The following is a 13,992-nucleotide window of genomic DNA, read 5'->3' on the forward strand; positions in this document are numbered from 1 at the left end:
CCTTACGTTTGCCAGTAGAGCGGCGTGCCGAAAAACGCCACGTAATAATCAATCACCGCCCTGACGTTCAGGGGCGGATGACGTGCGTTAGGATAGATCGCCGCAATATTAAGTTGCTCCGTGTTGATGGCGCACGCCATTTCCGGCATAAGGGCAACCAGCTCGCCCCGCTTCAGCCTGTCGCCAATCAGCCAGTCCGGAAACAGGACGATCCCCATCCCGCCCAGCGCGGCAATGAGCAGCGATTCCGCATTATTGGACGTCATCAGCGGCGCGACCGGATAATGCACCCAAGACTCTCCTTTGCGACGAACGAGCCAGCGGTTAGGCCCAGACGAACCGCGATAGACCAGACATTTGTGCTGGCTCAGCTCGGCCGGATCGGTCGGGACACCGTGTTGACGCAGATACGCGGGCGACGCGGCGAGGTGGTATCGCTGCTGCCCAAAAACACGGGCGTGGAACGTCGAATCCGTCAGCATGCCGATGCGGAAGATGAGATCGGCGGCATCCCGGTGCGGGTCGATAAAGTCATCGGTCAGCGTCAGCTCAATGGTTAACCGTGGATAACGCTCGGCCAGACCTGCCAGTCCGGGCGCAACGTGTCTCTGTCCAAAAAATACCGGCCCATTTATGCGGACCGTGCCGGAGGGTTCGGTCGAACGTTCATCCAGCTCACGACGCGCCTCTTCAAAGTTATCAACCATCGCCCGGGCATAGCGGATAAACAGATGCCCGCTTTCCGTGGGGATCACCGCCCGGGTATTGCGATAGAACAGCTGCTGGCCGAGCGCGTCCTCAAGCTGGTGAACAATACGCGACACCTGGGAGGCAGATATTCCCTCTCGTCGCGCAACGACGGAAAAGTTCTGCGTTTCATAGACCGCAATAAACAGCAGCAGTGAGCGAAGGTTCATGCTTCCGGCATCTGACATTAATGCATTTCCTGCAAAGGTGTTTCCTGCATTATGGCATTTTTCTGATGGGTCTACCGACGTAATCTTCTTCGCCTGAAAACGGAGGAAGAAGAATGCAGTTTGTTTTGATTTTACTGGTGATTGCCGGCGGGATGGGCCTCTCCGTCGAGGCGGGGCTGCTGGGGCCATTAGGGGGAGAAGTGGGCGATTTATGGGCGACGTTCAGCATTTTTGGCGTCGGCGCCGCGCTGACGTTTCTGCTGATGCTGTTTTTCAGCCCGCGCAGCAGTCCGTCGTTTTTTGCCCAGCCCGGCTGGCAGCTGCTCGGCGGCGTGCTCGGCCCTGTTTACGTGGTCATTCTGACGATCGCCACGCCGACCATCGGCATCGCTCTGACGATGATTGGCATTCTGGCTGGTCAGGTCTTTAAAAGCCTGATCATTGACCACTTTGGCCTGCTGGGTACGCCGCACAGGAAGATAAACGCAAAACGTATCGTGGCGCTGGTTTTTATTATTGCGGCACTGGTTCTGGTCGCAAAGGGGTAACGAGATGACGCTGATTATGATTCTTCTGGCCGTCTGCGGCGGCGCAACGCTGAGCATTCAGGCCGCGATTAACGGACAGCTCGGCAGCAATGTCGGGATATTTAAAAGCGCGTTTCTGACGTTTTCCGTCGGCGCGCTGGTGACCGCCCTGCTCATTTTCTTCTTTGAGCCTAAGCAGGCGGTCACGCTGCTGGACGTGCCGAAATGGCAGCTCCTCGGGGCGATGTTCGGCGTGCCTTACATTGTGATCATGGTCGTGGCGGTGCAGCGCATTGGTACAGCCGTCGCTACGGTGGCGGTGATCTTCGGCCAGCTCGCCATGAGTATGCTAATTGATAACTTTGGCTGGTTGAACAATCCCGCTATTCCGTTTTCACCGAGCCGTCTGGGCGCGGTGGTTTGCCTGGGGGTTGCCCTGTACTTCATTTACTCCAGCAGCAAAACCGGCAATGTTCGCGACTAAGCTTACGTCTTCCGGGTGAAAAACAGCGTCACCGTGGCGACGGTGACGCCAAATTTCTTCATCTCGGTTTTATTAAACAGATGGGTCTCATCCTGCAGGTACATCCAGTCGTCAAACTTCAGCAGCCAGGTGCGCCCGTTGGCTTTGACATTCATGCTGTAATGCCAGTTAAAGGCGTTGCCTGCGGCCTGCCCCGTGGCAACCCCTTCAATGTCCCCTGCCGTTCCCTCGTAGCGATCGTTCCCCACGCGCCGGATGTGCCAGACCCGCTGCTGCTTCTCGCCATCGTCGTAGACGAAGTGCTCGTTGAGCGTCAGCGTATCGCCGATAACGTCTCCGGCAATTTCAACGTGGAAGCGGCGGACCTGCTTGCCGCTGCGATCCTGCACCATCCCCCACGCTTCGGTTCTGCCCTGGAAGTAGTAGAAGATATCAAGCCGCGGCTGCTGCTGGCGATACTCGGCCACTTCAGTGCTACAGCCCGCCAGCAGCATCGTGAATGCCAGCGCCATCATCAGGATACGTTTCATTTTTGGCCTCCGATTAACTGCTGACGCAGCTCAGGATATTGTGTGAGGGGATCGAGCCAGATGGCCAGAAAACGGGTGCTGAACGCTTCAGACTGGCGCGGTCCGAGTGGAATAAAGGATGTTTGCGCCGCTGATGCGCGATACCAGAACTGCCCCTGCCCATCGTTGAGAACAAACGCCAGCTGTGAGCCCGGGCGGACATCCGGCCACAGCGACTGGAGCATCCGCAGCCAGGCTTCGCTTTGCGGTTCCTGCGTCAGGATCCCCTGCGCCTGCCACTGATCGCGCGTCGCCTCGACCAGTTCATCGCGATCGATGTCGCGCGCGTAGGTAATAATCAGCGCCTGATCCTGGTCCTCCCGACCATAACGCCCGTCGGGGGTGCGGAGCTGAGAGGTATAGACCGTGAACGGCCCCCAGGTAAGCGTGGCGTCTCCCACCTTCCGCCACGCCAGCCAGTCGGCGGCCTGGGCAACGGGAACAACCAGCGTAAGACAAAGCAGCAAAAATGCAGCTCTCATTTTTGTCTCCCCATCAGCAGGTGGAAAAACAGCATCAATACCAGCCACCCCGGCGCCATCCAGCTGACGACGATAAAGGTTGGCTCCAGAAACGTGATGGCACCCAGCCGCTCGCCAAACAGATAAGCCACCGGTCCCCCCACGGCAGCCAACAGGGTCAGCAGCCAGCCGGGCAACGTGGTGGTGCGCGTCAGCTGCGTCCAGACGGAGGCAAACATCAGCCATAATGCCACCATCCATAGCGGCATCAGGGACTCGCCCGTGAAGGCAATCAGTCCCGTCAGCGCCCAGAGCGTATCCAGCAGACTCCCCGCCGCGGCCAGCCCAATGGCGTAAAACCGGTATACAGGCGGCAAGAGCAGACACGCCAGGAACGCCAGCGCAATCCAGAAAATCAGGCCCTGTTCGCGAAAGATCACCACCAGCGCCCAGTAAAGATCGAACGCGACGGCCAGCAGGAAGACCTGAAGATATCGTCTCATACGCGCTCGGCGGTCAGCTGCACCACGCTAATGGTGCGGGCGTTAAACCCTGCTTCGCAGTAGCCAAAGTAGTACAGCCACATGCGGCGGAACCGTTCATCGAAGCCAAGCTTTTCAATCTCCTGCCAGGCATGGACAAACCGCTGCCGCCAGTGGGCAAGCGTGCGGGCGTAGTCGGGACCCATGTCGAAGAGATTGCGCACCACGAAATCGGTGTGGCGCGTCATCAGCTCGTTCATCGCGGTGATGCTCGGCAGGAAGCCGCCGGGGAAGATGTAGCGCTGGATAAAATCGACGCTTTTGCTGTAGTCGCGATAGCGCTGGTCCTGAATGGTTATGGCCTGAATCGCCATCCGTCCTCCCGGGCGCAGACGCGCCTGGCAGGTGCGGAAGAACGTGGGCAGATAGCGTTGCCCGACGGCCTCAATCATCTCTATCGAGACCAGCTTGTCGTACTGTCCGGTGAGGTCGCGATAGTCGCAGAGCAGCACCTCAACCCGATCCTGCAGCCCGGCGCGGGCGATCCGCTCTGCCGCCCAGATGAATTGCTCCTGCGACAGCGTGGTGGTGGTCACCCGACAGCCGTAATGACGGGCGGCGTATTCCGCCATCGCGCCCCAGCCGGTGCCAATTTCCAGCAGGTGATCGGCCGGGCTCAGCGCCAGCTGTTCGCACAGGCGCGCCATTTTGGCCTGCTGGGCCGCCGTGAGATCCTGCTCATCCTCAGTAAACAGCGCGCTGGAATAGAGCAGCTCTTTATCCAGAAAATGGGCATAGAAGGTATTGCCCAGATCGTAATGAGCGGCAATATTTTCACGCGCCTGCGCGCGGGAGTTACGCCGGGTCCAGTGGCGCAGACGCTCCAGCGGCCTGCCGAACAGACGGAACCCGTTTTCCAGACGGCCAAGCACCTCGCCGTTGAGCGCGAGCAGCTCCAGAAGCGGCGTAAGTTGCGTGGTTTCCCATTCGCCGTCCATCCAGGCTTCTGCCGCAGCAAGGCTCCCGCCCGTTAAGACGCGCCAGTAGACGCCGGGCGTGAGGATCTGCACGTCGGCGTGCAGCGCGGAGGATGTCTCACCAAAATGAAAGGTCTGCGCCCCTTCACGCAGCGTGAGCGAGCCGCCGCGAATACCGCTTAGCAGCCTGAAAAGCAGCCAGCGCGCGATGCGTACGTTGCGCGGGATATCGGGTTCTAACGCAAAGACGGGATCGGTCATGAGCGTTCACTCCTGCTGACGGGATGGTTATACAGCGGCACGCGCTTGAGCCACAGGCGCAGCGCCTGCCAGTAAATGGCATAAACGGTTTTCAGAGTCATGAGAGGAATGCGCAGCAACAGCGAGCGCAGCGCGGGGCGCGTCAAAGGCTCCCGGCGCAGCGCCAGCGTGGCGTCAAAAACCTTCGCTTCCTGATGATTTTCAATGTGCATATGCAGCGTGTTATCCGGGTCGTTAAAGCGCCAGTGGTAGATCATGTCCATCGGGTTGAAGGGGGAAACGTGAAACGCTTTTTCCGTCGGCTGCGCATCCTGTCCGTTGACGGCATAATAATGGCGTTCATTCCACGGCGTGTTGCGAACCTCCGCCAGCACCCAGCGCAGCGTCCCCTTCCCGTCGTAGCAGTAGTAAAAGTTGACCGGATTGAAATGAAAGCCGAAATAGCGCAGCTGCGTCAGGAGCATCACCCGCCCGTCCGGACGTTCCCCGGTCAGGCTCTCCAGCCTGCTCAGCACGTTCTCTTTGAGCGGCGCACCGAGCGGGTAGTCCGCGTCGTGGAACGAGGCGGCGGCAAAGCGATTTCGCCGCACGCCGACGGACGGCAGCAGCGGCAGTTCATCGAGATCCAGCCAGGCCATAAAGACGCTGTAGCTGAATTCATGGGTTTTCGGCTGAAGGCGGCGGTGGCGTAATACGCCGTGGTAGAGGCAGCTGTTCATCTCAGTTCCCCTCTCCGACCGCTATCGCGTTGACCACGTCCAGCGCGCTGCGCACGCCGTCTTCATGAAAACCGTTGTACCAGTAGGCCCCGCAGTACCAGCTCCGGTTATGGCCGTTGATCTCGCCGCGCCGCGCCTGTGCCCGCCAGCTTTGCGGGTTAAACAGCGGATGTTCATAGACAAAGCGTTGCAGAACGAAGCGTTCATCTACCGGCGCGTCCGGGTTGAGGGTGACGCAGAACAGCGGACTGCCCGCAGGCAGCCCCTGCAGGATGTTCATGTTGTAGGTGACGCAGGCGCTGGCCTGCTCCTGCGCGCTCAGGCGATAGTTCCAGCTGGCCCACGCGCGCGGCCGCACCGGCAGCCAGCGCGGGTCGCTGTGTAAAACGACCTCGTTGCGCTGCCAGCCGATATCGCCCAGCACCTCGCGCTCTGCGGGCGTCGGGTCATCAAGCATCGCCAGAGCGCTGGCGGAGTGGCAGGCAAAAATCACCCGATCGAAGGTATGGCTGCCGTTTTCTAGCTGAAGCGTAACCCCTTGCTCGTGGCGGCTCACCCGCTGCACCGGTGAATTGAGATGCAGATTCAGACGGTCGCCCAGCTTGTCGAGCATGGCGCGGATATACTCCCGCGAGCCGCCCGGCACGACGTACCACTGCGGGCGCTGGGTGATATCCAGCAGCCCGTGGTTCTGGAAGAAACGTAAGAAAAGCGGCAGCGGGAAACGCTTCATCTCCTGCAGCGACGAGGACCAGATGGCGGCCCCCATCGGCAGAATGTAGTGGCGCGCAAAAAACGGCGTGAAGCCGTGCTGTTCCAGAAACGTTTGCAGCGTGGCGTTCGGGTCCACCTCCCCGTCCAGCGCCTGCTTTGCCAGACGATTGAAGCGGACGATCTCCCCGAGCAGCCGCCAGAATGCAGGATTCACCAGGTTTCGGCGCTGGGCAAACAGCGACGTCAGGGTGTGGCCGTTGTACTCCAGCCCCGTTTCGGGATTGTGCACCGAAAAGCTCATCTGCGTTTTTTGCCCGCTGATGCCCAGCTCGCTGAGGAGGCCCATAAAGCGCGGATAGGTCCGATCGTTGTAGACGATAAACCCGGTATCGATCGCGTAGGTGCCCTGTGGCGTCGAGACGTCAACCGTTGCGGTATGGCCGCCGGGCGTGGTGCCCGCTTCAAACAGGGTCACCTGATGGTGCCCGGCCAGGCGCCAGGCGCAGGTCAGCCCGGCGATGCCGCTGCCGATAATTGCAATGTTCATGAACGCACCATCCTGCGCAGCAGCGCGCGCTGAAGAAATGCCGGTAACCCGGAGAGCGCACGCAAAATAAAGCCGAACCCGGTGGGGAACGCGATATGCATTTTCCCTGCCGCCAGCCCGGTACGGATCGCCTTGACCGCCTCGTCAACGCTCACCCTGCCCGGCATGGCAAAGTCGTTTTTCCGAGTTAGCGGCGTATCAACAAAGCCCGGCGACACCACCGTGACGGCAATTCCTTTTGGCTCCCAGTCCAGGCGTAAACTCTCGGCAAACCAGCTCAGGGCCGCTTTGGACGCGCCGTAGGCCTCTGCCCGTGGGAAAGTCAGCCAGTGGGCCATAGAACTCACCAGCACCACGCGGTTGCCAGCCGTCAGGTGCGGCTGCAGCGCGTCAAGACAGTTCACCGGGCCAAGGAAATTTGTCGCCATAACCCGCTCCACCAGCGCCGCATCCACCACGCCTCCATCGAGATATTCGCAGGTACCGGCGCAGAGAATTATCAGATCGGCGTAGCTGCCGGTCAGCGCCTGGCGGCAGGCATCCCTGTCGGTCATATCGAACAGGCGAACGGTGAGATTGGGGCAGGTCTGATGCAGCGCGTCGAGGCGCGCCGGATCGCGTCCGCAGGCAATCACGTGGTAGCCGTCTGCGGCAAAGGATTTCGCCAGCCCGGCGCCAATGCCCGAGCTTGCGCCGGTGATCAACACCGTTTTCATGATTTGACCCTCCGCTTCACGCCGCGTACCGCCCAGCCAAGCAGAGGAAGATGTTCGTAGATCATCTCTCCCGCATCGTAGTAGTCGCGCTGGTGGGTGATGAGATCGTTTTCCGACTCCACCACCGAACATCCAGGCAGTTCGAGCGGCTCGCCTCCGGCAATGCGCGGATGCGACCAGTGCATGACCCAGGTCACAGCAAACCGGTTTCCGCTGCACAGCGGCGTATCGATGGTAAAACGGCAATGCTCGACGTTGGCCAGCAGATGGGTGAAATAGCGCTGAAGCGCGAAAATCCCGTCATGCTCGCCAAACGGATCGATAAGCGTGGCATTCGAATGGTAAAGCCCGACCAGCGCCGACGGCGGCTGGCTATCCAGTGCGGCGTAGTACTCAACAAACCGACTCACGACAGAGGGCAACGTACTCATGGGTCACATCCTGGCTGTAAACAACGTGGCGTAATCGCATAATTAAAACTTACACAATTACCGTTATTTGTCCAAGTTTGTGTTGATCTATTTTTTATTTTAAATACATATCAATAAGTTAAATGAAGGCAAAAGAGTGGATTTATAGGCCAGGTAAGGCGTGGCGCCACCCGGCTTTAACTTTCAGGATTTCCTTAAGGCAAATTCACCAGTCTTCTTCCAGGCTTATCCTTTTTAATTCATAAGGATGCCTGACATGAAACGTTTCTTTCTCTCCCTTTTCTCCAGCCCGGAATCCTTACTGCAGGTGATGAGCCAGCAGGAAATTATTGAAGCCGTCGAAGATGGCGATCGCATCATTATCGACCAGGACGGGAACGCCTCCGTGAACTACAAAAGCAACGAGGTGCGGCAGGATTTTCTGCGTCACGTCAACATGCTGAAGAGGGCCTGATATGGGAACGGCGATATTTATGGTGCTGATGGTATGCGGGTACTGGTACACCAGCCGCGACCTGTCGACACGCTTTAAAATCAAGCGCTCATTTGGCTGGGACGTCTATTTCCTGGTGGCGCTGTACGGCTGTATTTTCGTTCTGCAGGGGGTGATTGCCACGGGGCTGCTCTGGCTGCTGTTGCTTACCCTTTCCGCCGCCAATAACGCTTTTCACTTTGCCTCACCGAAATATACCGACTGGCAAATCGACTTTATGAACTGGAGTTTTTTAGGCATTCAGGCGCCGGTGGTGGTGATGCTGGCGTTTGCCATCCTGTTTTGCCTCTACCGCTCTAACTGGGCAGGCAGCGCCAGGCTGGACGGCGAAAGCCGGAAAAAGCTCTACAAACGTCTGGCGCAGTCGAGCGGTATTGAACAGCTGCTGTATCAGTGTATGGAGCAAGGGGAACTGGCGCAGGTCACGCTGCGGTCGAGGCGGATTTACGTCGGCATGATCCACACCGCGACGCTGGAATATGAAAAAACGGCCAATATCGTGCTGATCCCGATGTTAAGCGGGTACAGAGATGCGAAGACGATGAACTTTCGCATCGAGAATAACTACAGCAGGTGGTATGCGGAGCATGACATCACGCTCGACTCCGAGCCCCGCAGCGCCATGTCATTCCGGAAGGTGATTTTACTCAATCAGATTGAGAGCCTCTCGCTGTTCGATCCCGCCAGCGCCAGCGCGCTATCGCTGGCACAGCGCGACGAGAGCTCTCGCCCTAGAGAGACATCGCCATAATTCTGAGAATGCTCTGCTGTGAAGCGGTTTCGAAAAGGACGTTCTTAACGCAGAGCATGCCCTGCTTCCGGTAGAACCGGTACGCTCCCGCGTTCTGCTCAAGCACTTCCAGCCAGAGATAGCCTTTTCCCCTGCACCGGGCCATGTCGGTAATGTTGTTGAACATCACCTGGCCATAGTTCTTGCCGGTCTCGGCGGGATCGAGGTAGAGCTTGTTGAGGAGAACTCCCTTCTTCTCCGTTTCCGGGAGCGGGGCTTCCCAGGTCACTTTCATAAACCCCACGGGCCGATCGGTCTCAGCAACATACCAGGAAACAGCGTTCTCTTTCAGGCTCTGTTCAAGTACGGAAAGCGCGTATTCGCCGTCCAGAAAATCCTTCATCTCTGCGTCTGACACCCACAGATGCTGAAAATGGGCGGGATAGATTCGGTATCCCAGCTCGCTTAAGAGCGCGGCATCGGGCCCGGTGGCCCGGCGAATTCGAAGGGTCATGGAAAGTCTCCCTGGTAATCACCCGCTATGGGCATTTTGATAGAGGTCCCAGCGGTTGCCGTAAATATCTTCAAACACCACCACCGTACCGTACTCTTCCTCACGAGGTTCTTCGCAGAAATGAACGCCTTTGTCTTTCATGGCACAGTAATCGCGCCAAAAATCGTCCGTCTGAAGGAAGAGGAAAACTCTGCCGCCGCATTGATTGCCGATAAAGCTTTCCTGCCTCTCGTTAGAAGCACGAGCCAGCAAAATATTGCAGTCGCTTTCCGGGTTGGGTGAGACGACCACCCAGCGTTTACCCGGTTGAGGCGTATCTTCTACAAGGGTAAAACCCAGCTTATCTGTGTAGTATTCAATGGCACGATCGTAGTCATCAACCACAATAGCCACGCAGCCAAGGCATCGCTTCTGTGTTCTCATTTTTCGTTTCCTTTAGCCTAAATGGTTATGCTCAGCGCATTCCCACAGAATACGCGCGCATGAAAATATTTCACAGACTGATAAGTCTGTTAAGTCCGCTCCAGGTTCAGACACACCAAAACGGGTGGGTGAAAAACCTCATCCGATCGCGCTACTCTGCCTCTGATGAAGGGATGATGGGTGATAAAAAACATATGGAAATTATTTTGATGCGGCATGGAGAACCTCAGCACAGAGGTGAGTCAAAAGTGTCATACAGGGAAATGGCGGAGTGGATCGAGAGCTATAACCGCTCTTCAACGGGCAGCGATAGACCACCTGAAATGGCTCAAATCCTCTCGTACCGCGCGCTTACGTTTCTCAGCAGCCCTCTCCCGCGAGCCCTCTCATCGTTGAAAACGCTGGGGTGTTCACCAGGCTTAATTGATGAGGTTTTTCGGGAAGCGGAACTGCCGGTATTTCGTATCCCAGGGTTACGGTTATCGCCTTTTTACTGGGCGGCGCTGTTTCGTATACTTTGGCTCTGCGGCCTGTCTGGCGAGGCAGAGTGCGTAAGCGTCGTAAAAAAACGTGCCGCTAAGGCGGCCGAGATCCTCGTGACGGCGGCTAAGGGATCCGACGGGCCCGTCTTGCTCATGGGGCATGGGATCATCAACCGGTTTATTGCAAAGGAACTGATCGCATCAGGCTGGAAAGAACAGACTCGTACGGGTAAGGGGTACTGGGGAGCGGGTGTTTACAGCGTTGTGTAGCGGCACATGCGGAGCCGAGGTTTTTTAATCCTCGGCGCTCGGGTCATCGGGTCTGGCTAAGAATAATGCGATCGAACAGACGGTCACCTAACCAGACGCGCATGTCGATGAGCATCCGGGCATACTTGCCGGCTGCATAGCGTGTACGCGGATGCGGGCTTTTAACCACGCGGGCAACCACGTCCGCAATCACCTTCGGGTCGCTGCCTCTGCCATTTCCATAAGCATTTTTGACCGAGTTAGCCACGTTCGCTACCAGATGACCATAAGGGCCACTTGCTGAACGTTTGATAAAATTGCCGCTGACCACATCACCAAAGCCTGTCTCGATTAAACCCGGTTCAACAATCACAACCTTAATGCCAAATTCAGCCACTTCAAGACGCAGACAGTCAGACCATCCTTCAAGCGCATGTTTCGTTGCGTGATACCAGGCTCCCAGAGGGGTGTAAATCTTCCCTCCTATCGAAGTGATGTTAATAATGTAACCACTGCGTCTGGCGCGCATGGTCGGGATCAGCAGCTGCGTAAGGCGGGCTGCGCCAAACACGTTAACCTCAAACTGATAGCGAGCTTCATCAATACCGATCTCTTCTACCGGTCCATAAAGCCCAAAACCCGCATTGTTGACCAGTACGTCAACCCCACCCGTCTGCGATACGATGGTATCCACTGCAGCCAAAATGTCTTCATCACGTGAGATATCCATCCGCAGAGGGCGCGCGCCAAGCTGGGCGAGATCGTTCATTTTCTCAACGCTACGGGCAGCGGCGTAAACCTGATAGCCATCCTGAATAAGACGACGGGCGATGACTTTGCCCATACCTGACGATGCACCGGTGACCAGCGCGGTTTTCTTGTCCTGAGTAAACATAAATACCTCGGTGAGTAGACTGTCGTTAGTTTGCCCTCCTTCGGCCCAACGTTAACTAGCGCATCGCGCCACATTACTCGCAAATTGCGCCATCATAGCGATAAATATGCCCGTGTTTACTCAAGACGCATGGCCATCCTGGCCGCTTCAGGGGTCTGGCCCGTCCAGGTCATAAATGCGCGATAGAATGAGTTAGGATCTTCGAAACCCAGCAAAAATGCGATCTCATACCCGGAAAGACGCGTATTGCGAAGATAATGACGGGCCAGGTGTTCACGACACGTGTTGACGAGGTTACGAAAATTATCCCCTTCCAGCTCAAGCCTGCGCTGCAGCGTGCGTTTGCTCATTCCCAGACGCTCCGCTGCTTTTTCAATTGTCGCTTCGTTACCGGGAATAAGTTCCAGGAGTACCGAACGCACGAGCTCGGCGGTCGAGGCCGTGTCATTTAACTGACCGAGACGACGCTGCAGTTCCGGTTCAAATACCTGCCACATCCCCTCATTTACCGTTAAAAAGGGCCGAAGCGCATCGGCTGCGGAAAAGCTGATGGCGGGTTGTTCTCCATATTGCACGTCAGTACCAAAGAAACGAGAAAAGTGGCTGTTCTGAACCGCTGACGGTAGCGCAGGAACGCAGACCCGTAAGGGGTTAACCCGTTCGCGGCTCCCCAGCCGCAGAAGCTTGAGCAGGAAACCCAACTCTGCCACCTGCAGAAACACCGGGAGATCCGTCGCAAAAAGCCAGCGCGGTGAAACGGTAAAGTTGCCGTTTTGGTCGACCATTGTCTCCAGAACCATGGGGGCAATAAGCTTTTTATATCTGGCCAGACGCTGGACAGCCTGCATCATATTGCTACTACAGAGTGCGGCAAAAAGTGGCGGATCAAATATATCCGCAGAGATCGATTCAATAAGTGGTACGGGAAAGGCGGGATCGTTCGTTTCTGCCTCCAGCGCGTTCCAGAAGCGGATGTATTCATCCGTATCGAGTCCGCGCGTTTTTTGCAAAAAGAGATCGTCAGGTAATCCTGCCCTGCGGAGAATGCGTTCTGGCTCAAGCCCCGCGTCTTTCAGCAGCGTTTTCCAGCTTATATCGAGGGCGAAAGTACGGTTACAGGCCATTTGCTCATTCCCGGTGTGAAGGTTAGTCAACGCTAAGTATTGTTGTGTTGAGGACGTTTATCAGTCGTCGCAGGTGTAAACATTATTTGCCCACTAATAACGCTGCGGCTAATGCCCTCTTCAACGGAGTGACAACATCATCCGTATCCATGCCCATCTGTGCATGAATAATTGCGCCGTCAATGAGCAGCATGATTTCATTGACGACGCGCTCATCAGCATTCTTCGTCAGCAAGGAAATAATTTTCTTTGTTTCTGATTTATGACTGCGGCATATCGCTTTTATTTCACTTTCAATATCTTCCGATTTCGCCTCTGCGCTGGCGTTAATAAACGCGCAGCCGTGGAACTCGGGCGAAATAAACCATTCATAAAGCGTTGCAGATATCGCATCAGCCGGTATTTCGCCTTGATCGAGATGTCGACGCAGCGTGGTCTCAAACCAGTTAATCCATATTTCATGCCGATAGTGCAAATAGGCGAGAATAAGCAAGCTCTTACTCGGGAAATGGCGATAAAACGTCACCTTGGTCACTTTAGACGCTTTAATAAGGGTATCAACCCCCGTTGCCCTGAAGCCCGTGGAATAAAAAAGATCGTGCGCCGTGAGTAATATTTTATCTCTGACGCTGATTTTTGTATCGTTGCCTGCGGGTTCTGTTTTCACTTTTGGCTAGCCTCAAAAAGAATGTTGACAGCGTTATTTTACAGGCATAGATTAGCGCAAGTAGACAGACCTGTCTACATAAAATTACACTGAGGTAATCGCCATGAACACACGTCCTCCTTTACCGCCCTTCACTCGTGAAAGCGCCATCGAAAAAGTCAGGCTGGCAGAAGACGGCTGGAACAGCCGCGACCCGGCGAAAGTCGCGCTTGCCTATACGCTGGATACCCAATGGCGTAACCGCGCAGAGTTCGCCACCAACCGTGAAGAAGCCCAGGCGTTTCTGGCGCGGAAATGGAAAAAAGAGCTGGACTATCGTCTGATTAAAGAGCTCTGGGCATTTACGGAGAACCGGATCGCGGTGCGCTATGCCTATGAATGGCATGATGATTCCGGCAACTGGTTCCGCTCTTACGGCAATGAAAACTGGGAGTTTGAGCCGGACGGACTGATGAAGCGCCGCTTTGCCTGCATAAACGATATGCCAATAAAAGAATCCGAGCGCCTGTTCCACTGGCCGCTGGGCAGACGCCCGGACGATCACCCTTCGCTGAGCGATCTTGGCTTATAGGATTTTCGCATCACTCCGGGCCGCCCCGGAGTGATGACC

At 56.4% G+C, this 13,992-nt stretch carries 20 protein-coding genes; 6 read left to right on the forward strand and 14 right to left on the reverse strand.

Annotation, left to right across the window (positions count from 1 at the left end):
- Nucleotides 1-2: 2 nt before the first annotated feature.
- Nucleotides 3-935, reverse strand: a complete 933-nt coding sequence (locus ACOTZB_RS02205) for a LysR substrate-binding domain-containing protein (protein WP_421626388.1) — start codon at nt 933-935, stop codon at nt 3-5.
- A gap of 95 nt (nt 936-1,030) precedes the next feature.
- Here ACOTZB_RS02205 and ACOTZB_RS02210 point away from each other — a divergent pair, with 95 nt between their 5' ends.
- Both ACOTZB_RS02210 and ACOTZB_RS02215 read left to right on the forward strand, forming a co-directional pair.
- Nucleotides 1,031-1,465, forward strand: a complete 435-nt coding sequence (locus ACOTZB_RS02210) for a DMT family transporter (RefSeq protein WP_193804382.1) — start codon at nt 1,031-1,033, stop codon at nt 1,463-1,465.
- A 4-nt stretch (nt 1,466-1,469) separates the two neighbouring features.
- Nucleotides 1,470-1,928 (forward strand): DMT family transporter, encoded by a 459-nt coding sequence (locus ACOTZB_RS02215; RefSeq protein ID WP_193804383.1) that lies wholly within the window; start codon nt 1,470-1,472, stop codon nt 1,926-1,928.
- Nucleotides 1,929-1,930: 2 nt separating this feature from the next.
- Here the strand turns inward: ACOTZB_RS02215 and ACOTZB_RS02220 are convergent, their stop codons facing one another.
- From ACOTZB_RS02220 to ACOTZB_RS02255, 8 genes are read right to left on the reverse strand one after another with little or no spacing between them, the layout of a single operon-like run.
- A complete protein-coding gene (locus ACOTZB_RS02220) occupies nt 1,931-2,458 on the reverse strand; it encodes a DUF3833 domain-containing protein (RefSeq protein ID WP_421626389.1) in 528 nt (175 codons plus the stop codon).
- Nucleotides 2,455-2,979 carry a hypothetical protein gene (locus ACOTZB_RS02225; RefSeq protein WP_421626390.1) on the reverse strand — a complete coding sequence of 175 codons (525 nt, stop codon included), beginning with the start codon at nt 2,977-2,979 and terminating at the stop codon, nt 2,455-2,457. Before ACOTZB_RS02225 ends, ACOTZB_RS02220 begins: the two co-directional genes overlap by 4 nt.
- Nucleotides 2,976-3,461, reverse strand: coding sequence for a DUF2878 domain-containing protein (locus tag ACOTZB_RS02230; protein WP_421626391.1), 486 nt, complete (start codon nt 3,459-3,461; stop codon nt 2,976-2,978). Before ACOTZB_RS02230 ends, ACOTZB_RS02225 begins: the two co-directional genes overlap by 4 nt.
- Nucleotides 3,458-4,678, reverse strand: a complete 1,221-nt coding sequence (locus ACOTZB_RS02235) for an SAM-dependent methyltransferase (protein WP_214575707.1) — start codon at nt 4,676-4,678, stop codon at nt 3,458-3,460. Before ACOTZB_RS02235 ends, ACOTZB_RS02230 begins: the two co-directional genes overlap by 4 nt.
- A complete protein-coding gene (locus tag ACOTZB_RS02240; RefSeq protein WP_421626392.1) occupies nt 4,675-5,397 on the reverse strand; it encodes a DUF1365 domain-containing protein in 723 nt (240 codons plus the stop codon). Before ACOTZB_RS02240 ends, ACOTZB_RS02235 begins: the two co-directional genes overlap by 4 nt.
- A 1-nt stretch (nt 5,398) precedes the next feature.
- Complete coding sequence (locus ACOTZB_RS02245) at nt 5,399-6,658, reverse strand: NAD(P)/FAD-dependent oxidoreductase (protein ID WP_421626393.1); 1,260 nt, start codon at nt 6,656-6,658, stop codon at nt 5,399-5,401.
- Nucleotides 6,655-7,374, reverse strand: a complete 720-nt coding sequence (locus tag ACOTZB_RS02250) for an SDR family NAD(P)-dependent oxidoreductase (RefSeq protein WP_421626394.1) — start codon at nt 7,372-7,374, stop codon at nt 6,655-6,657. The genes ACOTZB_RS02245 and ACOTZB_RS02250 overlap by 4 nt, the downstream gene beginning before the upstream one ends.
- Nucleotides 7,371-7,805 (reverse strand): nuclear transport factor 2 family protein, encoded by a 435-nt coding sequence (locus tag ACOTZB_RS02255; RefSeq protein WP_193804389.1) that lies wholly within the window; start codon nt 7,803-7,805, stop codon nt 7,371-7,373. Before ACOTZB_RS02255 ends, ACOTZB_RS02250 begins: the two co-directional genes overlap by 4 nt.
- Nucleotides 7,806-8,061: 256 nt before the next feature.
- On the opposite strand from ACOTZB_RS02255, the gene ACOTZB_RS02260 reads away from it, so the two are divergent.
- Complete coding sequence (locus ACOTZB_RS02260; RefSeq protein ID WP_023311615.1) at nt 8,062-8,259, forward strand: hypothetical protein; 198 nt, start codon at nt 8,062-8,064, stop codon at nt 8,257-8,259.
- 1 nt (nt 8,260) lies between these two features.
- A complete protein-coding gene (locus ACOTZB_RS02265; RefSeq protein WP_421626395.1) occupies nt 8,261-9,049 on the forward strand; it encodes a hypothetical protein in 789 nt (262 codons plus the stop codon).
- Here ACOTZB_RS02265 and ACOTZB_RS02270 read toward each other — a convergent pair.
- Together ACOTZB_RS02270 and ACOTZB_RS02275 are read right to left on the reverse strand one after the other, a co-directional pair.
- Nucleotides 9,030-9,542, reverse strand: coding sequence for a GNAT family N-acetyltransferase (locus ACOTZB_RS02270; protein WP_421626396.1), 513 nt, complete (start codon nt 9,540-9,542; stop codon nt 9,030-9,032). The two genes, ACOTZB_RS02265 and ACOTZB_RS02270, sit on opposite strands and share 20 nt — an antisense overlap.
- 18 nt (nt 9,543-9,560) lie before the next feature.
- Nucleotides 9,561-9,965, reverse strand: a complete 405-nt coding sequence (locus ACOTZB_RS02275) for a VOC family protein (RefSeq protein WP_421626397.1) — start codon at nt 9,963-9,965, stop codon at nt 9,561-9,563.
- Nucleotides 9,966-10,174: 209 nt separating this feature from the next.
- Between ACOTZB_RS02275 and ACOTZB_RS02280 the strand changes: the two genes are divergently transcribed.
- On the forward strand, nt 10,175-10,717 hold the full coding sequence (locus ACOTZB_RS02280; protein WP_193807297.1) for a histidine phosphatase family protein: 543 nt from the start codon (nt 10,175-10,177) through the stop codon (nt 10,715-10,717).
- A gap of 43 nt (nt 10,718-10,760) precedes the next feature.
- On the opposite strand, the gene ACOTZB_RS02285 is transcribed toward ACOTZB_RS02280, so the two are convergent.
- The 3 genes from ACOTZB_RS02285 to ACOTZB_RS02295 form a co-directional block, all read right to left on the reverse strand.
- The gene (locus ACOTZB_RS02285; RefSeq protein WP_421626398.1) at nt 10,761-11,591 is read right to left on the reverse strand and encodes an oxidoreductase; all 831 of its coding nucleotides are present in this window, start codon (nt 11,589-11,591) and stop codon (nt 10,761-10,763) included.
- A gap of 116 nt (nt 11,592-11,707) precedes the next feature.
- Nucleotides 11,708-12,715, reverse strand: a complete 1,008-nt coding sequence (locus ACOTZB_RS02290) for an AraC family transcriptional regulator ligand-binding domain-containing protein (protein ID WP_421626399.1) — start codon at nt 12,713-12,715, stop codon at nt 11,708-11,710.
- 82 nt (nt 12,716-12,797) lie between these two features.
- Nucleotides 12,798-13,382, reverse strand: coding sequence for a TetR/AcrR family transcriptional regulator (locus tag ACOTZB_RS02295; RefSeq protein ID WP_421626400.1), 585 nt, complete (start codon nt 13,380-13,382; stop codon nt 12,798-12,800).
- Between the two features lie 103 nt (nt 13,383-13,485).
- Between ACOTZB_RS02295 and ACOTZB_RS02300 the strand changes: the two genes are divergently transcribed.
- Nucleotides 13,486-13,953, forward strand: coding sequence for a DUF1348 family protein (locus ACOTZB_RS02300; protein WP_421626401.1), 468 nt, complete (start codon nt 13,486-13,488; stop codon nt 13,951-13,953).
- The last annotated feature ends 39 nt before the right edge of the window (nt 13,954-13,992 follow it).

Source organism: Enterobacter cloacae complex sp. SHL020 (assembly GCF_049236945.1).
Classification (GTDB): domain Bacteria; phylum Pseudomonadota; class Gammaproteobacteria; order Enterobacterales; family Enterobacteriaceae; genus Enterobacter; species Enterobacter dykesii.